Source organism: Pseudomonas sp., assembly GCF_050739935.1.
In the GTDB taxonomy this organism is placed as follows: Bacteria; Pseudomonadota; Gammaproteobacteria; order Pseudomonadales; family Pseudomonadaceae; genus Aquipseudomonas.
This window is the reverse complement of the sequence record NZ_JBOICF010000089.1, coordinates 36,043-54,314: the sequence shown is the minus strand read 5'-3', so window position 1 is coordinate 54,314 and position 18,272 is coordinate 36,043. Positions and strand designations below refer to the sequence as shown.

Below are 18,272 nucleotides of genomic sequence, written 5' to 3'. Positions count from 1 at the left end.
TCATGCAGATGGCCAGTCTAACCCTGTCCGGTCAGAGATGCCCACTGCACCAGTAATGCTTCGAGCAACAAAACGCGATTCAGGTTCGCTTTGGACAATACTTTCTGGCGCTGCAGCAGCAGCCAGTCTTGCATCGCCAGCACTTTGCCCTGAGATGACTTCTGCGCAAGATATTGCAACACCTTACGCATGTCGGCCAATCCCAGCCCGTTTTCGTCGTCAGTGAGTTGATAACGCAGGATCAGGTTCGACCAGCCACAAAACCAGTCGAAGAGCAGCAACAGCGGGATGTCTTTCCAGCCCTCGGCCAATTGCGTTGGCGACTGCTGGCCCTTGAGCAGCTTCTTGACGCCATCGACCACCAGCGCCCGCTGCTCACGCACGCCTTGCCCCTGAAGACTGACCGCCGCCAGAGGGGAGCCGGCCGCCAGGGTCAGTAGCTCGACGCGTTCTTCATCGGTGCATTCAGGCAGCGCGTCAGCGAGCCAGGCCACACTCATCGCCTCGCTCGGCAACGGGCACGCCTGCTGCACACAGCGGCTCTTTATCGTTGGCAGCAACCGACTGGGCTGATGGCTGACCAACAGCAGCACGGTCTCGCCGGACGGCTCTTCGAGGCTTTTCAGCAACGCGTTTGCAGCGTTGATGTTCATTGACTCGACGGGCTCGATCAGCACCACCTTGCGCCCGCCCATCTGCGCAGTCTGCACCACGAAACTGACCAGATCCCGAACCTGGTCGACCTTGATCGCCTTATCCGCTTCTTCCGGCTCCAGAATGTAGTTATCGGGGTGACTGCCAGCGGTCAACAGCGAGCAGGATTTGCACTGCCCGCACGCTTCAAGCCCCTGCGGTTGCTGACACAGCAGCAGATACATCAGACGCTCGGCCAGGGCCCGCTTGCCGATACCCACAGGCCCGTGCAGCAGATACGCATGGGCATGCTGAGTGCGACCGGCGAGTTGCTGCCAGAGGCTTGCCTGCCAAGGATAAGCCTCAGCCATGCTGACGGTCCGTCAGCAGTTTCAGCAGATCCGGCACCAACATGTCGAGGGAAGCCTGCACCTGATCCAGCGGCAAGGCGGCTTCCACCAGACGATAACGCTCGGGCGCCGCAGCGGCTCGGTTGAGATAGGTGCTGCGCACCGCGTCGAAGAACACGCGGCCTTCCTGCTCGAAACGGTCCAGACGACCGCGCGCGGTTGCGCGGGCCAGACCGATTTCCACCGGCAGATCGAACACCAGGGTCAGATCCGGGCGCAGCTCACCCTGGACGAAATCTTCCAGCGCTGCGATACGCCCGACCGAAAGGCCTCGGCCGCCACCTTGGTATGCGTACGTCGCGTCGGTAAATCTGTCACATAGAACCACCGCGCCACGGGCCAGCGCCGGGCGAATCACCCCGGCCAGATGCTGGGCACGGGCGGCGAACACCAGCAACAGCTCAGTATCGGCGTCCATCTTTTCGTCGCTGGGTGTCAGCAGCAGTTCACGAATGCGTTCGGCCAGCGGCGTGCCACCAGGCTCGCGGGTCAGCACCACATCGATGCCGTGGCCGCGCAGGCGCTCGGCCAAGTAGTCGCGGTTGGTGCTCTTGCCCGCGCCTTCCGGACCTTCCAGGGTAATAAACAAACCAGTCACAGGCAGTCCTTCATCAGATTCATTGCGGGCTCGACTCGCCCTTCTCGGCCTTGCCGCTGACCTCGGTCGGTGGCTCAGTGCCTGCTTTTCCAGGGCCTGGCTTTGCAGCGCCCGATTGTTCATCTTCCGGCTGCCCGGGCGTTTGCTGCTCGGAAGCATTCTGCTCCGGTGACTTCAGTTCCGGCAGTGGCACTTCAGTCGGCGATGCGGGCGCCGCCCCTGCTGCAGGCGTTTCAGTCGTCGGCACTGGATCGACCCCCGGTGTTGGCAACACGACGGGTGCGGGACTTGAACGATAATCGGCCCGGCGCTTGAGCTGGAATTCCTTGACTGCCGCGTTGTGAGCATCCAGATCGGCAGAGAACACGTGACTGCCATCACCTCGCGCCACGAAATACAGACTGTTTCCAGGGACCGGATGCATTGCCGCATGAATCGCTTCACGTCCGACCATGGAGATCGGCGTCGGCGGCAGTCCGGAGATCACATAGGTATTGTAGGGTGTAGCCTCTTTCAGAAACGCACGTGTGATTCTGCCGTTGTAGCGCTCGCCCAAACCATAGATGACCGTAGGATCGGTTTGCAGCAACATGCCCTGCTGCAGACGCCGCACGAAAACACCTGCAATCTGCCCGCGCTCCTGCGGCACGCCGGTTTCCTTTTCCACCAGCGATGCCATGATCAGCGCCTGATAGGGATCGACATAGGGGACATCAGCGGCACGCTTGTCCCACTCTTCCTGCAGTACTTCATCAAGACGGTTGTAGGCCTGCTTGAGCAACTCGACGTCAGTCATACCGCGCACATAGCGATAGGTATCGGGGAAAAAGCGTCCTTCAGGGAAGACATTCGGATGGCCGATCTTCGCCATCAGCTCGCTATCGCTTAGGTTGACCAGGGTCTGTTCCAGCTTCGCCTGCTTGCCCAGCGCCGCACGAACCTGACGGAAATTCCAGCCCTCCACCAGCGTCAGGCTGTATTGCACGACGTCGCCTTTCTCCCAGAGCCCCAGCAGCGATCTGGCGTTCATGCCCGGGGTCATACGGTACTCGCCGCTGTGCAGGGACTGGTCCGCAAGGTTGAAGCGCCAATACAGGCGCAACCAAAATGCATTGTTGATCACGCCATCGTTCTGCAGGCGATTGAGCACACCGGTAGGCGACGCACCCGATGGCACATCGAGCAATCGCTCTTGAGTCAGGTTCAGGGGTTGTTGCAGCGCGTTGTTCTGCTGCCAGAAGGCCAGACCCAGTAACAGCCCCGCCAGAATCACACCTGTTTCCAGCAAGACGAATAATTTTCGGATCACGAATCAGATATCCAGAAGCCCGCGAACAAGGTTTTGCAGTTTACGGGTGACGGGGCCAACCGGCCAGTTCAGTTGCTCGACAGCGCGCACCGGCCAGATGCCATAAACGCTGTTGCAGACGAAGACCTCATCGGCTCTCTGCAGATCGGACATATGCAGGTCCATTGCCCGGACAGGCATGTTCATCTGCTCGGCCAGCGTCAACAGCTCAGCGCGCATGACACCAGCCACGCCGCAACGGGTCAGATCCGGGGTCAGCAGTACGCCGCCCTTGATCAGAAACAGATTGCTGTAGACCGCCTCGACGATGCGTCCCGTCGTGTCGCGCATCAAGCCCTCGGCATGCTCGGTATCGTGCCATTCACTGCGGGCGATGACCTGCTCCAGGCGATTGAGATGCTTGAGACCGGCCAGCAGCGGCTGCTCGGCAAGACGAGTACGACACGGGAACAGACGAATGCCTTGCTCGGCATTCGCCGGCGGATAGGCAGGCAAGGGGCTGGATTGCAGGATACGTCGAACCTGCGCGCCAGGGGTTGGTGCATAACCCCGCAGGCCGTCGCCGCGGGTGACGATCAGCTTCATTGCCCCTTCGCTCATCTGCACCGCGAAGGTCCGGCACTCGCTTTCTATCAGTGGCAGATCGAGCACCAGGGCCAAGCGTTTTGCGCCCAGCGCGAGGCGTTGCAGGTGACGCTCGAAAAGCAACGGCACGCCAGCCTTGACCAGGATGGTCTCGAACAAACCATCCCCATAGGCCAACCCCCGATCCTTTATGGACAGGGAGTCGGCTGGCGCGCCATCGATCCAGCTCAAGGTCATTGCGCGAACCGACGGAACACCAGTGAACCATTGGTGCCGCCAAACCCGAAGGAGTTGGAAACGACGACATCGATCGGCATGTTGCGTGGTTCGTGGGGCACGAAGTCCAGGTCGCAACCTTCACCCGGCTCATCGAGGTTGATGGTCGGCGGCGCTACCTGACCGTTGATCGCCAGCACACTGAAGATCGCTTCGATTGCACCCGCGGCGCCAAGCAAATGGCCGGTCATGGACTTGGTCGAACTGACCGCCAGCTTGTAGGCGTGCTCGCCGAACACCGATTTGATCGCGTGGACTTCCGCCAAGTCGCCTGCCGGGGTCGAAGTCCCGTGAGCGTTGATGTACTGGACCTCATCTGGACGAACCTTGGCATCGCGCAGCGCGTTGGTGATGCAGCGGGCGGCGCCGGCACCGTCTTCCGGTGGCGACGTCATGTGGAATGCGTCGCCGCTCATGCCGAAACCGATCAGTTCGGCATAGATAGTGGCGCCGCGAGCTCGGGCGTGTTCCAGCTCTTCGAGAACCAGGGCCCCGGCACCGTCCGACAGCACGAAACCGTCACGGCCCTTGTCCCACGGACGGCTGGCGCGGGTCGGCTCGTCATTGCGGGTCGACAGCGCACGAGATGCGCCGAATCCGCCCATGCCCAGACCGCAAGCAGCCATTTCGGCGCCACCGGCAATCATCACATCGGCTTCGTCATAAGCAATGTTACGCGCGGCCATGCCAATGCAGTGGGTGCTCGTGGTACAGGCGGTGGCAATGGCGTAGTTCGGCCCCTGAGCACCCAGATGGATCGACAGGAAACCGGAAATCATGTTGATGATCGACCCCGGCACGAAGAACGGGGAAATCTTGCCGGGCCCCTGCTCATGCAGCAGGCGGCTGGTGTTTTCAATGTTGGTCAGCCCGCCGATGCCCGATCCCATGGCAACGCCGATGCGTTCACGGTTTGCATCGGTGATTTCGATGCCCGAGTTGCGCACTGCCTGAAAGCTGGCAGCCAGACCGTACTGAATGAATAGATCGAGACGGCGCGCCTCTTTGGGCGAAAGGTAATCCTCGACCTTGAATCCTTTGACCGAACCGCCGAAGCGAGTCGTGTAAGCCGAAAGGTCCGTGTGTTCGATAAGGCCAATGCCACTATGGCCAGCCAGAATGCCTTGCCAGGTGCTGGGCACATCATTGCCCAATGGCGTCAGCATACCCATACCGGTGACCACGACGCGTCTACGCGACACAGGACTCTCCTTTTTTCTATTGACGAAACGCTGTCCTGTTAAAGAAAAAACCGCACGCCTGAGGCAGTGCGGTTTTTCCATGACAGCGAGCAACGATTACAAAAGCTTACGCCTGGTGGGCAGTAACGTAATCGATAGCAGCTTGAACAGTGGTGATCTTCTCGGCTTCTTCGTCAGGGATTTCGGTCTCGAATTCCTCTTCCAGAGCCATCACCAGCTCAACGGTGTCAAGGGAGTCGGCACCCAGGTCTTCAACGAAAGAAGCAGTGTTGACCACTTCCTCAGATTTGACGCCAAGTTGCTCAGCAACGATTTTCTTGACGCGCTCTTCGATGGTGCTCATACCGTGTTTTAACTCCTAGTGGACAAATTCAGGCAGCTGGCCGATGGGTAAGTGTATAGAAGAGGTTTTGCGCATTTCAAGCTAAACGCAATTCCCGCTACGCCCCTCGACCCCCTGCCCATTAATAGATTTCAGCTTTATAACGGATTTTGGACAGCCCGTATGACATTTTTTCGATACGGGAAGTCACATGTACATGCCGCCGTTCACGGGGATTGTAGCCCCGGTAACGTAGCCTGCACCTTCCGAGGCAAGAAAAGCGACCACATGCGCAATCTCTTCGGCCTGCCCCAGTCGACCCAGAGGAATCTGGGCCGTCAGGGAATCACGTTGTGCTTCTGGCAGCTCACGGGTCATATCGGTATCGATGAAACCGGGAGTCACCGAGTTCACAGTCACTGCCCGTGAACCGACTTCACGCGCCAGCGCGCGGCTGAAACCTTCCAGACCCGCTTTCGCGGCGGCGTAGTTTACTTGACCGGCGTTGCCCATGGCACCCACAACCGAACCGATGCTGATGATCCGGCCCCAACGCGCCTTGGTCATACCGCGCAGAACGCCTTTGCTCAGGCGATACAAGCTGCTCAGGTTGGTGTTGATGACGTCATGCCACTCGTCGTCCTTCATGCGCATCATCAGGTTGTCACGGGTGATGCCGGCGTTGTTGACCAGGATCAACGGCGCGCCAACACGCTCCTGAATCTGTGCCAGAGCGGCGCTGACGGACTCGTCGCTGCCAACGTCCAGCGCCAGGCCGAAGCCTTCGACACCGTTTTCCTTGAAGTAGGCGGTGATCTTCTCGGCACCGGCCTCGGAGGTCGCGGTCCCCACGACGATTGCGCCATTACGACCCAGTTCCAGAGCGATAGCCCGGCCAATGCCACGACTCGCGCCAGTGACCAGTGCAACTTTACCCTGACTCATGGTGTTCTCCTTATCAGGCCAGCGCCGCGCGGGTGGCGGCGAAAGCTTCCGGGGTATTGAGGTTGTGAGTGGTCACGCCTTCGGCGCAACGCTTGTTCAGCCCGGCCAGTACCTTGCCTGGACCGCATTCCACCAGCTGCAATGCGCCATTGGCGGCCAGTGTCTGAACTGACTCGACCCAGCGAACCGGCTTGTACAGCTGTTGCAGCAAATCGCTTTTAAGGGTCTCCAGATCCGAAACCACGCTGGCGCTGACGTTCTGCACCAGCGGGATCTGCGGCGCCTGCCAGTCGATCGCGGCGATAGACTCGGCGAAGCGCTCGGCAGCCGGGCGCATCAGCTCGCAGTGGGATGGCACGCTGACCGGCAACGGCAGTGCGCGCTTGGCACCCTTGGCCTTGCACACTTCGATGGCGCGATCGACGGCAGCCTTGGCGCCGGCGATCACCACCTGACCGGGCGAGTTGAAGTTCACGGCGCTGACCACTTCGCCCTGAGCGGCGTCGGCGCAGGCAGCGATGACGTCGGCATCTTCCAGACCGAGAATCGCAGCCATACCGCCCTGCCCCGCAGGCACGGCTTCCTGCATCAACTGGCCACGACGCTCCACCAGCTTGACTGCGTCAGCCAGCGACAGGCTGCCGGCGGCCACCAGCGCACTGTATTCACCCAGGCTGTGACCGGCGACGAACGCCGGGCGCGCGCCACCTTCCGCCAGCCACAGGCGCCACAGGGCGATCGAGGCGGTGAGAATGGCCGGCTGGGTTTTGTCGGTCTGGTTGAGGTTTTCTTCCGGACCCTGCTGGGTCAGCGCCCACAGGTCATAACCCAAAGCGTCGGAGGCTTCTTTGAACGTGTCCAGGACCAATGGATACTGCGCGCCCAACTCGGCGAGCATGCCGAGGGACTGCGAGCCTTGGCCCGGAAAGACGAATGCGACGGAAGCAGACATTGACTAGCCCCTGATTATTGTCGTCGAAAAGAACGTCCGGCCAATGCCGAACGCGAGGTAATTCAAAGTGTTGCGAATGGTCAGTAGGATGACCAAGCAGTCACAAGGGTCACATTCTAGCGTAAGACACCTATAGCAACGCTTCCAGACGGCCATGAAGGCGCTCTGGCAGATTCTCGTGTATTTCGATCAGGGCACGCTGAATCGCGCTCTGAAAGCCCTGCACGCCCGCGGAGCCGTGGCTCTTCACAACAATCCCCTGCAAGCCGAGAAAGCTCGCCCCGTTGTGCCGCGCCGGTGCCAGATCGGCCTTGAGCCGTTTGAGCAACGGCATCGCCAACGCACCGACTGCCCTGGACAGCACATTCTGCTGGAAAAGGGTTTCAATACGCTCACCAATCATGGTCGCCAGGCCTTCGCTGGATTTAAGCAGGATATTGCCCACGAAGCCGTCGCAGACCACCACATCCGCTTCGCCGCGATACAGGCCATCGCCCTCGATGAAACCTATGTAGTTGAGTCCCGGCGCTGCTTGCAGGAGGCTGGCAGCCAGCTTGACCTGCTGATTACCCTTGATGTCTTCGGTACCAATGTTGAGCAATGCAATCTTTGGCCGCGCCACGCCCAGCGCCTCGGCAGCGACCGAGCCCATCACCGCGAACTGGTAGAGATTTTCCGCACTGCAATCGACGTTGGCCCCCAGATCCAGCAGCTGGCAATAGCCACGCTGCGTCGGAATGGCCGCTATCATCGCCGGACGATCGATGCCGGGCAGTGTCTTGAGCACGAACCGCGACAGCGCCATCAACGCGCCGGTATTGCCGGCGCTCACACAAGCCTGAGCCTGACCTTCCGCCAACAGGCGCAACGCCACGCGCATCGACGAATCGGGCTTGCCGCGCAGAGCCAGGGACGGACGGTCATCCATGGTGATGACTTCGTTGGCATTGACGACGAGCAGGCGCGACCGATCGACACCGGAGTGGCGTGCGATGAGCTCTTCAAGGAGGGAAGCTTGACCGACGAGGGTCAGGTGAAGCGAAGGTGTAGCGAGCAGGCAGGCAATGCTGGCCTGAACAATGCTGCGGGGACCGAAGTCCCCGCCCATTGCGTCGATCGCGATGACCGGAGCGGACAAGAAATTACTCGTCAGCGCCCTTGTCGATCACTTTACGGCCACGGTATACGCCTTCTGGCGATACGTGGTGACGCAGGTGAACTTCACCGGTGGTTTTTTCTACAGACAGAGTGCTAGCCTCGAGAGCGTCGTGCGAACGGCGCATGTCACGGGCAGAGCGGGATTTTTTGTTCTGCTGAACAGCCATAATTGATTAACTCCTAAACGTTTGGGTCACGCTTTAACTGCGCCAATACACTGAACGGGTTGGACCGCGTTACCTCGTCCACGCTCGGCTCGGGCTCATCGGCGCCCGCCGGCTGCTGGCATTCTTTCGGATCATGAACAGGCACAATGGGCAAGGCGAGCAGAAGCTCCTCCTCGATCAACGCCTGCAGATCCAATGGATCTTCGCCGAGTTCCAGCACGTCATAGCCTTTCGGCAACGACTGGGTATTTGCACCCTCTTTCACCACGGCGTAACTGCATTCGCTGTGGATCGGCAGGGTGACCAGCTCAAGACAACGCTGGCAAACCATTTTGACTTCGACGTCGATTTCGCTGTGGATAACCACGGCGCGTCGTTCGTCTCGTTCAAAAACGAATTTCGCCTGCACTGTACCGAGATTGTCAGCAAGCGGGTCGCAGAGTCTCTCCAAATCAGCCAGCAGCACCTCTCCCTTAAGAGTAGTGCCACGATCAGCTAATTTGCGCGGGTCAACGTGAGGTGGAATCGGGTCATTCAACATAGGCGCAGCATTCTAGGGACGACCCCGGCGGCTGTCAAAGGAAATTCAGGGCTGTTCGCAACCTGACCTGCTGATTACACTCGACTTTCATGTTTCGGAGAACCCCATGCTGCCTCTGCTCCTCGCCTCCAGCTCGCCTTATCGCCGGGAATTGCTCGATCGCCTGCGCCTGCCGTTCGTCTGCGCGTCGCCGGATATCGATGAAAGCCGCCGCCCGCAGGAGTCGGCGACGGTATTGGTCAAGCGCCTTGCCAAGGAAAAAGCCATGGCCCTGGCGACCCAATTTCCCGACCATCTGATCATCGGCTCCGATCAGGTGGCGGTGCTGGGCGAGCAGATTCTCGGCAAACCCCATACTTACGAGCGCGCCTTGCAGCAGCTGAGCGACAGCAGCGGCAAAAGCGTGAGCTTTCTGACCGGCCTTGCGCTGTATAACAGCCGTACCGGGCAGTGCCAGGTTGATTGCGTGCCTTTCACCGTCCATATGCGCGAGCTGGATAAGGCGCGCATCAGCCGCTACCTGCACGCCGAGCAACCCTATGACTGCGCAGGCAGCTTCAAGGCCGAAGGCCTGGGCGTGAGTCTGTTTCGCAGCACCGAAGGCGCAGACGCCACCAGCCTGATCGGCCTTCCTTTAATAAGGCTGGTGGATATGTTGGTGGCCGAAGGCGTGGATATTCCCTGACAGGCTAATGATCGACACGAAAAACCCGACCAAATGGCCGGGTTTTGCGTTAATCCACAACACCGTCAGCGCAGCGAAGGCCCATTGAAGCCTGCCCACATCGCGATTTGCTCGGCAACGCTGGAACCCAGTTTCTTCGAGAAACGATCAAACGGCGACTCCTGCACGGTGTAGTCGACCATTTCTTTCTCGCCGATCACGTCGCGAGCCACATAACTGGCACTGCCAAGACCATCTACCAGCCCTAACGCGACAGCCTGCTCACCGGTCCAGACCAGACCGGAAAACAGCTCTGGGTGGTCCTTATCCTTCAGGCGGTCACCGCGCCCCGCCTTCACACTGGCGATGAACTGCTTGTGAGTGGTGTCCAGAACGTTTTGCCAGAAGGCCGTCTCATCAGGCTTTGGCGGCTGGAACGGATCAAGGAACGCCTTGTGCTCGCCGGACGTATAGGTGCGACGATCGACACCCAGCTTCTCCATGGTGCCCACGAAACCGAACCCGGCTGCGGTCACACCAATGGAGCCCACCAGACTCGCCTTGTCGGCGTAGATCTGATCGGCAGCGCTGGCGATGTAATAGGCGCCCGAGGCCCCCAGGTCAGTGATCACTGCGTATACCTTGATGTCCGGTTTCTTCGCGCGCAGGCGGCGGATTTCATCGTAGATGTAGCCTGACTGCACCGGGCTGCCACCAGGGCTGTTGATGCGCAGGATCACGCCTTTGGTCTTCTCGTCATCGAAGGCCGCCCGCAGGCTGCCGACAATATTGTCAGCGCTCGCCGCTTCGGTGTCGGCAATCATGCCTTTCACTTCGATCAACGCCGTGTGACTGGTCTTGCGCGAGGCGCTTTTGCCGAAGTCCATCAGCGGCGAGAACATGGCCAGCGCCACGAACAGGTAAATGAAGGTCAGAGACTTGAAGAAAATCCCCCAACGGCGGGTGCGGCGATGCTCCTGAACATTCGCCAGCAGTGTTTTTTCCAGCAGCTTCCAGCTTTTTGCATCACCTGAATCGTCGCGCTCTTGCGAAGATGGTGACTTCCATTCGTCCGACATAAATCAGTTACCCCAACAACGAAGATTCGGCAGTCCGCGCACCCAGCCAGGTACGCAATTCGGAAAAATGCCTGATCGCCAGCCGCGGCTCGTACTGCTGCAGGGAGTCCAGCGCCTGCGCACCATACCCCACCGCCACCGAATCCATCCCGGCATTACGCGCCATCAGCAGATCGAACGACGCATCACCAATCATCAGCGCCTTTTGCGGTGCAACACCGCAATGCTGCAAGATTTCGTTGAGCATAAGCGGATCGGGCTTGCTCGCGGTTTCATCGGCAGCACGGGTAGCGTCGAAGTAATCGAGCCAGCCATGGGCCTTGAGTACGCGATCCAGGCCGCGCCGCGCCTTACCGGTCGCCACCGCCATGCGATAGCCCTCGGCGCGAAACGCTTCCAGCGACTCCAGCACACCCTCGAACAGCTTCGACGGCTCTGCATCCATAGCCATGTAACTGTCGGCGTAATGCTGGCGGAAATCGATCAGGTCATTGGCCGTGATAGTCGGATACAAGGTGCGAATCGCTTCGGGCAAACCCAGGCCGATGATGCCCTTGATGGCCAGATCGTCACGCACCGGACGACCTGCAAGGATGGCGGCCTGGCGCATGGCATCGACGATACGACCAATGGAATCGGATAGCGTGCCATCCCAGTCGAAAATCAGCAGCTCGTAATCAGGGCGCACTCAACAATCGCTCCACGGTCTTGGCCCACATCTCATCGACGGGCGCTTCCAGTTTCAGCTCGCCACCATCAGGCAGCGGTACGGTAAGGGCATAAGCATGCAGGAACAGACGCTTGCCACCCAGATCGCGAATCTCTCGGGTGAAGTCTTCATCGCCGTATTTGCTGTCACCGGCGATGCTGTGGCCGGCGTGCAGCGCATGCACGCGAATCTGATGGGTACGTCCGGTAATCGGCCGCGCCTCAATCATCGTCGCGAAATCGCCGAAGCGGCGCAGTACCTTGAACAGGGTCAACGCCTCCTTGCCCTCTTCATTGACCTCGACCATGCGTTCGCCGGAGCGCAGATTGCTCTTGAGCAAGGGCGCGCGAACCTGTTTCTGCGAGGTCGGCCAGTTACCGCGAACCAGCGCCATATAGCGTTTATCGACGCCATCGCCGCGCAACTGCTCATGCAGATGACGCAACATGCTGCGTTTTTTCGCAATCATTAGCAGGCCGGAAGTGTCGCGGTCCAGACGATGTACCAACTCGAGCTCCTTGGCGTCGGGACGCAACTGACGAAAGGCTTCGATGACGCCGAAACTCAGACCGCTTCCGCCGTGAACCGCAATGCCAGCGGGCTTGTTGAGTACAATCAGGCCTTTGTCTTCGTGGACAATGGCTGCCTCCAGGCGCTGCAACAGACCTTGTGCCACCGGCACAGGTTCATCGCGCTCAGGCACCCGCACGGGTGGAACGCGCACGATGTCGCCCGCCTGGAGCTTGTACTCGGGTTTGATCCGCCCCTTGTTCACTCGCACTTCGCCTTTGCGCAATATGCGGTAAATCAAGGTCTTGGGAACACCCTTGAGGTACGTGATCAGAAAATTATCGATGCGTTGACCGGCAAGTTCCGGCGCAACCTCTACCAGCTGGACGCCGGGGGTTGGGGGGGTGATATTCGTCATGGCGCAAATCATAACAATTTTTTATGGATTTGAAGCACTTAATGATTGCTGCTATAGTCGCGAACGCCGCCAAAAGCGGCCTGGGCAGAGGACAAACGGTATGACAACCGGCCCTGACCAACGCAATTCACGAGGGCGCGAGGCCGTCCTACGAGGCTTTCGGTGACAACGGAAGATCGGTGAGCGTAACGAGCGCAGGTGACATGAGGCCTGAAACAAGCCCGACCGCAGAGTGAAACACTCGCCGTCGAGGCCCACGTTCAAGGCCAGTTCACAAAGTGCAGTCGCTGGCGATCACTCCGGGCGAATACTTCGGAAACCACGCCTTAATTTGAGCCATGAGGCGCGAACTTCCCATCGAAGATCGCGTAAATGCAAACCCGCTGCGGATTCAGCGCGCGGCAGCACCCGAATTATCAGGGATACGTGTGGGGTGGAGACGCACAACCGTCGGACTGTGTAGCAAAAGGCTTTATTCAAGACGCTTCATATCGTCCGCTACCGATGGTTGATTCCTCCTCCTGACAAAGCTTTTGCTGACAGGGTGTCATTTGTCACCACAGCAAGCAGGAAACGTCGTCGCGACTACGGCCCCGCTGGCCGGATATCGCTAGACACTGGAGTGTCCAAGCACTCCTGACGCGCCCTGACACCGACCGTGAGAAGTCGTGTGTGCCGAACGCCGTTTCCGGCAGCCCGGAAACCGACGGTACTACATGAAAAGAATGCTGATTAACGCAACTCAACCCGAAGAGTTGCGTGTTGCGCTGGTAGACGGCCAGCGCCTATACGACCTGGACATCGAGTCCGGGGCCCGCGAACAGAAGAAGGCCAACATCTACAAAGGCCGGATCACGCGAATCGAGCCCAGTCTTGAAGCGGCTTTCGTCGACTTCGGCTCCGAGCGTCACGGCTTTCTGCCGCTGAAAGAAATCTCCCGCGAATACTTCAAGAAGGCCCCGGAAGGTCGTGTCAACATCAAGGACGTCCTGAGCGAAGGCCAGGAAGTCATCGTCCAGGTCGAGAAAGAAGAACGTGGCAACAAGGGCGCGGCCCTGACCACTTTCATCAGTCTGGCCGGTCGTTATCTGGTGCTGATGCCGAACAATCCGCGTGCCGGCGGCATCTCCCGCCGCATCGAAGGCGAAGAGCGCAACGAACTGCGTGAAGCGCTGAACGGCCTGATCGCTCCTGCCGACATGGGCCTGATCGTCCGTACTGCCGGCCTTGGCCGCAGCAGCGAAGAAATGCAGTGGGACCTCGATTACCTGCTGCAACTGTGGACCGCCATCAAGGAAGCGTCCCAGGATCGCGCCGCACCCTTCCTGATCTACCAGGAAAGCAACGTCATCATCCGCGCCATCCGCGATTACCTGCGCCAGGACATCGGTGAAGTGCTGATCGACAGCGTCGAAGCCCAGGAAGAAGCCCTGACCTTCATCCGTCAGGTGATGCCGCAGTACGCCAGCAAGATCAAGCTGTACGAAGACAGCGTTCCGCTGTTCAACCGCTTCCAGATCGAAAGCCAAATCGAAACCGCCTTCCAGCGCGTCGTCGAACTGCCTTCCGGCGGCTCCATCGTCATCGATCCAACCGAAGCACTGGTGTCCATCGACATCAACTCGGCACGCGCCACCAAAGGCAGCGACATCGAAGAAACCGCCCTGCAGACCAACCTTGAAGCGGCTGAGGAAATCGCCCGTCAACTGCGTTTGCGCGACATCGGCGGCCTGATCGTCATCGACTTCATCGACATGACCCCCGCCAAGAACCAGCGCGCCGTGGAAGAGAAAGTCCGCGAAAGCCTGGAAGCCGATCGCGCCCGCGTGCAGGTTGGCCGCATCTCGCGCTTCGGTCTGCTGGAAATGTCCCGTCAGCGCCTGCGCCCATCCCTGGGCGAAAGCAGCGGTATCGTCTGCCCGCGTTGCAACGGTACCGGCATCATCCGTGATGTCGAATCGCTTTCGCTGGCGATCCTGCGCCTGATCGAAGAAGAAGCACTGAAAGACCGTACTGCCGAAGTGCGCGCCCAAGTGCCGATCCCGGTCGCCGCGTTCCTGCTCAACGAAAAACGCAACTCGATCACCAAGATCGAACTGCGCACCCGTGCACGCATCATCATTCTGCCGAACGATCATCTCGAAACGCCGCACTTCGAAGTGCAGCGTCTGCGCGATGACAGCCCAGAAGCCCACAGCCTGCAGTCCAGCTACGAAATCGCTGCCGCAGCCGCCGAAGTGGAGGAAGTTCAGCCCGCGGCCGCGACCCGCACGCTGGTTCGCCAGGAAGCAGCGGTCAAGACTGCCCCAGCGCGCGCCAACGCTCCGGTTCCAACCGAAGTCGCCGCTCCGGTCGCTCCGGCCCCAGTGGCCCATGAGCCAAGCCTCTTCAAAGGTCTGGTGAAATCACTGGTCAGCCTGTTCGCTACCAAGGAAGAGCCCGCGGCCCCGGCCGCAGTGGTTGAAAAACCGGCTGCCGAGCGGCCTGCGCGCAACGAAGAACGCCGCAACGGTCGCCAGCAGAGCCGCAGCCGTAACGGCCGCCGTGATGAAGAACGCAAACCGCGTGAAGAACGTGCCCCTCGTGCCGAGCGTGAAGAACGCGCACCGCGCGAAGAGCGTGCGCCTCGTGAAGAGCGTGCACCGCGTGAAGAACGCGCTGCCCGTGAGCCACGTGAAGCCCGTGACGAAACCGCAGCGCCGCGCGAAGAACGTCCGGCACGTGCTGAACGCGCACCGCGCGCCGGCCGTGAAGACCGCAAGCCGCGTGAAGAGCGCGTGCGTGAACTGCGTGAGCCACTGGATGCCGCCCCGGCCGTCAACGTGCCTCGCGAAGAACGCCCTGAGCGCGCTCCGCGTGAAGAGCGCCAGCCGCGTCCGCCACGCGAAGAGCGTCAACCACGCGCCGAGCAGGCTGCAGCCGCTGAAGACGAAACACTGCTGAACAACGACGAGCAGCAGGACGACAACCAGGAGCACGCCGAAGGCGATCGCCCCCGTCGCCGTTCCCGTGGCCAGCGTCGTCGCAGCAACCGTCGTGAGCGTCAGCGTGATGCCAACGGTGATGTGATCGAAGGCGCAGAAGGTGAAGCCGCAGAAGAAGCTGCTGAAACTTCGAACGAAAACGTTCGCAGCGAAGGCAACAGCGCGGAAGTCGCGGCTGGCCTGGCTGTAACGGCTGCTGTCGCGCAAACCGTAATCAGCGCCCCGGCAGAAGCCGACGCTCATCGTCAGGCTGAGCGCGCAACAGCTGCGGTCGAAACCCCGGCGGTTGAAGCGGCTCCAGCCGAGACAGCTGAAACGCCAGCGGTGCAGGCCCCTGTCGTTGAAACTCCGGTTGTGGAAACGCAGGCTGCCACCAAGCGTTCGGTCATGCCTGAAGTCGAAGTGGCACAGTTCGATGCTTCCCTGAGCCCGTTCGAGCGTCAGGTGAAAGCTGCTGCCAAAGCCGAGCATGTTGAAGAAACTCCTGCTGCGGTGGAAGCGCCTGTTGTCTCCGAAGCCCCGGTTGCCGCGGAAGCCCCCGTTGTTGCAGCTCCAGCTACAGCACCGGTCGCCGAAGCGCCAGCAACACCTGTAGAAGCGCCGAAAGCCTCTGAGCCGGAAGCTGAAAAGCCTGCGGTAGAAACCCCGGTTGTCGAAGCACCGACCCAGACCGCCGCGCCGGAAATCGTCGCAGCCCCAGTGGCTGTCGAGCCTGCTCCGGCACCCGCGACAGTCGCAGCTGAAAAGCCTGTCCTGCCGATGGCCAGCACCGGTCGCGCACCGAACGATCCTCGCGAAGTTCGCCGTCGTCGTCTGGAGGCCGAGCGCCTGCAGAAAGAAGCCGAAGCTAACGCCGCCGCTTCAAAGGTCGATGCACCTGCTGCAGACGCCGCCGTCACACCTGCGCCGGCCGAAAAGCACGTTACACCGGTCAAGGAAACGGTGAACGCGCACGGTGAAGAGGCAGAAGAAAGCAAAGAGCCTAAGCCGCTTTTGTAATCTTAAGTAAATAAAAGCCCCACCTGTGCGAGCAGGTGGGGCTTTTTTGTACCTGTTAGATGCGCTGCTGCAGGAGCGCGGCTACGGGTTGAAATCCAGCGCCGAGGGCACATCCACATCCCAAAGCACACCAGGATCGTCCACCACCACCTCGTTTACCCTCGCCCCCTTGAACAACCGCTTCGCGCCTTTCTCCCCTGCCAGCCCCATCAATGCGGGCCCGAAGCCGCGACCAAAACCCACCGGATGCCCGTACGCACCGTTATATACCGGCACGCTGATCGCGTCCGGCTCCAGGGATTCAGCAACTCGCTTGAGGCTATCCAGATGAATGAACGGCATATCGCCTAGCGCAATCAGCCAGCCACGATGGTCAGGCCCCGCCGATACGGCAGCCGCGATGCTGTCGCCCATACCCGGCGAATCCAGCACCACCACCTCACAGCCGTGGCGCAAACCCAGTTCGGCGACACTGGAATAGTGGGGACGGGTGAGCAGCACGATCTTGTCGACGACTGCGCCCAAACTGACCAGAACATGTTCGAGCACGGAGCGCTCTATACCATCGCGCCCCGTGCATTGCGCCAGGAGCTTGTTGCGATGAGCCCCGGCCACGGCCCCATAACGGGTCCCCTGACCGGCTGCGAGGACGATGGCGCACAGGGTCTGACTCATGCTCTGCCTCCAATCCAAGATGTGTCTTACAGAGCGAAGGCCCAGGGCCAAGCCAGAATAGCTCGCCCCCACTTCAGTAGAGGTTAGGCTCCATTTCCAGCGAGACCCCAAAACGTTCAAGGATATCGGCCTGAATCCTTTTTGCCAGATTCAGCAACTCACGCCCGGACGCCGCGCCATAGTTGACCAGCACCAATGATTGCAAGGCATGCACGCCGGCATCGCCGTCACGAAAGCCCTTCCAGCCGGCCTGTTCGATCAGCCAGCCTGCAGCCAGCTTGACCTGGCCATCAGCCTGAGGATAGGCCACCACGCCAGGATGAGTGTCGCGAATGCGCGCAGCCAGCTCGGCGGAGATCAGCGGATTCTTGAAGAAACTGCCGGCGTTGCCGAGCTGCGCGGGATCCGGCAGTTTCTCGCTACGAATCGCGCAGATTGCCCGGCTGACGTGAATCGGCGTCGGCTCCTTGATGCCCTGCTCCTGCAAGCGCTGACGCACCGGGCCATATTCCAGATTCAGCTTGGCGGCAAAGCTCAAACGAAAGCGCACTCGCAGAATCAGCCAACGGCCAACCTGGTGTTTGAACACGCTGTCGCGATAGCCAAAAGCGCAGTCCGCCAGTGAGAACTCCCGCGTTTCGCCGGTCTGGCGATCCAGCGCAATCAGGCTGTCGAAAACATCCTTCAGCTCGACCCCGTAGGCGCCAATGTTCTGCATGGGTGCAGCGCCGACGGTGCCAGGGATCAGGCTAAGGTTCTCCAGGCCCGACAAACCTCGCGCCAGCATTTCCTGAACGAATGGATGCCAGGGCTCACCCGCCTCCGCTTCGATGATCGCAGCGCCGCAGTCTTCGTGGGCAATGTGAATGCCGCGACTGGCCATCCGCAGCACCAGCGCGTCGATGTCAGCGGTCAGCAGCAGATTGCTGCCGCCACCGATCACCAGCAACTCGAGCTTGTGCTCTGCCGCGTAGGCCAGGGCCTCGCGAACGTCTGCGTCGGTATGCGCTTCAGCGAACAACCGAGCGCGAACATCCACGCCGAAGGTATTGAAGGGCTTGAGCGAGACATTGGATTGAATCTGCAGACTCATATGGGGACCCGCACGAACGGCACCTGGACATAGCGCGGCATGA

The 18,272-nt window shown here is 60.3% G+C and carries 18 protein-coding genes; 2 read left to right on the top strand and 16 right to left on the bottom strand.

Features of this window, described 5'->3' with window-relative positions:
- Positions 1 to 17: 17 nt before the first annotated feature.
- From ACRER8_RS17955 to ACRER8_RS17905, 11 genes are all read right to left on the bottom strand, one after another.
- Positions 18 to 1,004: a DNA polymerase III subunit delta' gene (locus ACRER8_RS17955; protein ID WP_431747565.1), complete on the bottom strand. Its 987-nt coding sequence runs from the start codon at positions 1,002 to 1,004 to the stop codon at positions 18 to 20.
- Positions 997 to 1,641, bottom strand: a complete 645-nt coding sequence (gene tmk, locus ACRER8_RS17950; RefSeq protein WP_431747564.1) for a dTMP kinase — start codon at positions 1,639 to 1,641, stop codon at positions 997 to 999. The genes ACRER8_RS17955 and tmk overlap by 8 nt, the downstream gene beginning before the upstream one ends.
- Before the next feature lie 19 nt (positions 1,642 to 1,660).
- The gene (mltG, locus tag ACRER8_RS17945; RefSeq protein WP_431747563.1) at positions 1,661 to 2,950 is read right to left on the bottom strand and encodes an endolytic transglycosylase MltG; all 1,290 of its coding nucleotides are present in this window, start codon (positions 2,948 to 2,950) and stop codon (positions 1,661 to 1,663) included.
- A gap of 3 nt (positions 2,951 to 2,953) precedes the next feature.
- On the bottom strand, positions 2,954 to 3,772 hold the full coding sequence (gene pabC, locus ACRER8_RS17940) for an aminodeoxychorismate lyase (RefSeq protein WP_431747562.1): 819 nt from the start codon (positions 3,770 to 3,772) through the stop codon (positions 2,954 to 2,956).
- Positions 3,769 to 5,013 carry a beta-ketoacyl-ACP synthase II gene (fabF, locus tag ACRER8_RS17935; protein WP_431747561.1) on the bottom strand — a complete coding sequence of 415 codons (1,245 nt, stop codon included), beginning with the start codon at positions 5,011 to 5,013 and terminating at the stop codon, positions 3,769 to 3,771. The genes pabC and fabF overlap by 4 nt, the downstream gene beginning before the upstream one ends.
- Positions 5,014 to 5,119: 106 nt before the next feature.
- A complete protein-coding gene (gene acpP, locus ACRER8_RS17930; RefSeq protein WP_087265500.1) occupies positions 5,120 to 5,356 on the bottom strand; it encodes an acyl carrier protein in 237 nt (78 codons plus the stop codon).
- Positions 5,357 to 5,542: 186 nt separating this feature from the next.
- Positions 5,543 to 6,280 carry a 3-oxoacyl-ACP reductase FabG gene (gene fabG / locus ACRER8_RS17925; protein ID WP_431747560.1) on the bottom strand — a complete coding sequence of 246 codons (738 nt, stop codon included), beginning with the start codon at positions 6,278 to 6,280 and terminating at the stop codon, positions 5,543 to 5,545.
- Between the two features lie 13 nt (positions 6,281 to 6,293).
- Positions 6,294 to 7,232, bottom strand: a complete 939-nt coding sequence (gene fabD, locus ACRER8_RS17920; protein ID WP_431747559.1) for an ACP S-malonyltransferase — start codon at positions 7,230 to 7,232, stop codon at positions 6,294 to 6,296.
- A gap of 130 nt (positions 7,233 to 7,362) precedes the next feature.
- Positions 7,363 to 8,370 (bottom strand): phosphate acyltransferase PlsX, encoded by a 1,008-nt coding sequence (plsX, locus tag ACRER8_RS17915; protein WP_431747558.1) that lies wholly within the window; start codon positions 8,368 to 8,370, stop codon positions 7,363 to 7,365.
- A gap of 4 nt (positions 8,371 to 8,374) precedes the next feature.
- A complete protein-coding gene (rpmF, locus tag ACRER8_RS17910) occupies positions 8,375 to 8,557 on the bottom strand; it encodes a 50S ribosomal protein L32 (protein WP_003179396.1) in 183 nt (60 codons plus the stop codon).
- Positions 8,558 to 8,570: 13 nt separating this feature from the next.
- Positions 8,571 to 9,098 (bottom strand): YceD family protein, encoded by a 528-nt coding sequence (locus ACRER8_RS17905; protein ID WP_431747557.1) that lies wholly within the window; start codon positions 9,096 to 9,098, stop codon positions 8,571 to 8,573.
- Between the two features lie 106 nt (positions 9,099 to 9,204).
- Between ACRER8_RS17905 and ACRER8_RS17900 the strand changes: the two genes are divergently transcribed.
- The gene (locus tag ACRER8_RS17900; RefSeq protein WP_431747556.1) at positions 9,205 to 9,783 is read left to right on the top strand and encodes a Maf family protein; all 579 of its coding nucleotides are present in this window, start codon (positions 9,205 to 9,207) and stop codon (positions 9,781 to 9,783) included.
- Between the two features lie 65 nt (positions 9,784 to 9,848).
- Here the strand turns inward: ACRER8_RS17900 and sppA are convergent, their stop codons facing one another.
- From sppA to rluC, 3 genes are read right to left on the bottom strand one after another with little or no spacing between them, the layout of a single operon-like run.
- Positions 9,849 to 10,841, bottom strand: coding sequence for a signal peptide peptidase SppA (gene sppA / locus ACRER8_RS17895; protein ID WP_431747555.1), 993 nt, complete (start codon positions 10,839 to 10,841; stop codon positions 9,849 to 9,851).
- A 7-nt stretch (positions 10,842 to 10,848) separates the two neighbouring features.
- Positions 10,849 to 11,529, bottom strand: a complete 681-nt coding sequence (locus ACRER8_RS17890; protein ID WP_431747554.1) for an HAD-IA family hydrolase — start codon at positions 11,527 to 11,529, stop codon at positions 10,849 to 10,851.
- Entirely contained in the window at positions 11,519 to 12,478 is a 960-nt protein-coding gene (gene rluC, locus ACRER8_RS17885; RefSeq protein WP_431747553.1) for a 23S rRNA pseudouridine(955/2504/2580) synthase RluC, read from the bottom strand. The genes ACRER8_RS17890 and rluC overlap by 11 nt, the downstream gene beginning before the upstream one ends.
- Positions 12,479 to 13,194: 716 nt before the next feature.
- On the opposite strand from rluC, the gene rne reads away from it, so the two are divergent.
- Entirely contained in the window at positions 13,195 to 16,461 is a 3,267-nt protein-coding gene (gene rne, locus ACRER8_RS17880; protein WP_431747552.1) for a ribonuclease E, read from the top strand.
- 81 nt (positions 16,462 to 16,542) lie between these two features.
- Here rne and ACRER8_RS17875 read toward each other — a convergent pair whose 3' ends face one another.
- Positions 16,543 to 17,136 (bottom strand): nucleotidyltransferase family protein, encoded by a 594-nt coding sequence (locus ACRER8_RS17875; protein WP_431747551.1) that lies wholly within the window; start codon positions 17,134 to 17,136, stop codon positions 16,543 to 16,545.
- Between the two features lie 73 nt (positions 17,137 to 17,209).
- Positions 17,210 to 18,229, bottom strand: a complete 1,020-nt coding sequence (gene murB, locus ACRER8_RS17870; protein WP_431747550.1) for a UDP-N-acetylmuramate dehydrogenase — start codon at positions 18,227 to 18,229, stop codon at positions 17,210 to 17,212.
- Positions 18,230 to 18,272 lie beyond the last annotated feature (43 nt).

Coding starts and splice junctions, on each gene's coding strand:
- sppA (WP_431747555.1), bottom strand. CDS start 10,841: ATGTCGGACGAATGGAAGTCACCATCTTCGCAAGAGCGCGACGATTCA.
- fabD (WP_431747559.1), bottom strand. CDS start 7,232: ATGTCTGCTTCCGTCGCATTCGTCTTTCCGGGCCAAGGCTCGCAGTCC.
- ACRER8_RS17875 (WP_431747551.1), bottom strand. CDS start 17,136: ATGAGTCAGACCCTGTGCGCCATCGTCCTCGCAGCCGGTCAGGGGACC.
- acpP (WP_087265500.1), bottom strand. CDS start 5,356: ATGAGCACCATCGAAGAGCGCGTCAAGAAAATCGTTGCTGAGCAACTT.
- pabC (WP_431747562.1), bottom strand. CDS start 3,772: ATGACCTTGAGCTGGATCGATGGCGCGCCAGCCGACTCCCTGTCCATA.
- ACRER8_RS17900 (WP_431747556.1), top strand. CDS start 9,205: ATGCTGCCTCTGCTCCTCGCCTCCAGCTCGCCTTATCGCCGGGAATTG.
- ACRER8_RS17905 (WP_431747557.1), bottom strand. CDS start 9,098: ATGTTGAATGACCCGATTCCACCTCACGTTGACCCGCGCAAATTAGCT.
- murB (WP_431747550.1), bottom strand. CDS start 18,229: ATGAGTCTGCAGATTCAATCCAATGTCTCGCTCAAGCCCTTCAATACC.
- rpmF (WP_003179396.1), bottom strand. CDS start 8,557: ATGGCTGTTCAGCAGAACAAAAAATCCCGCTCTGCCCGTGACATGCGC.
- fabG (WP_431747560.1), bottom strand. CDS start 6,280: ATGAGTCAGGGTAAAGTTGCACTGGTCACTGGCGCGAGTCGTGGCATT.
- rne (WP_431747552.1), top strand. CDS start 13,195: ATGAAAAGAATGCTGATTAACGCAACTCAACCCGAAGAGTTGCGTGTT.
- rluC (WP_431747553.1), bottom strand. CDS start 12,478: ATGACGAATATCACCCCCCCAACCCCCGGCGTCCAGCTGGTAGAGGTT.
- ACRER8_RS17955 (WP_431747565.1), bottom strand. CDS start 1,004: ATGGCTGAGGCTTATCCTTGGCAGGCAAGCCTCTGGCAGCAACTCGCC.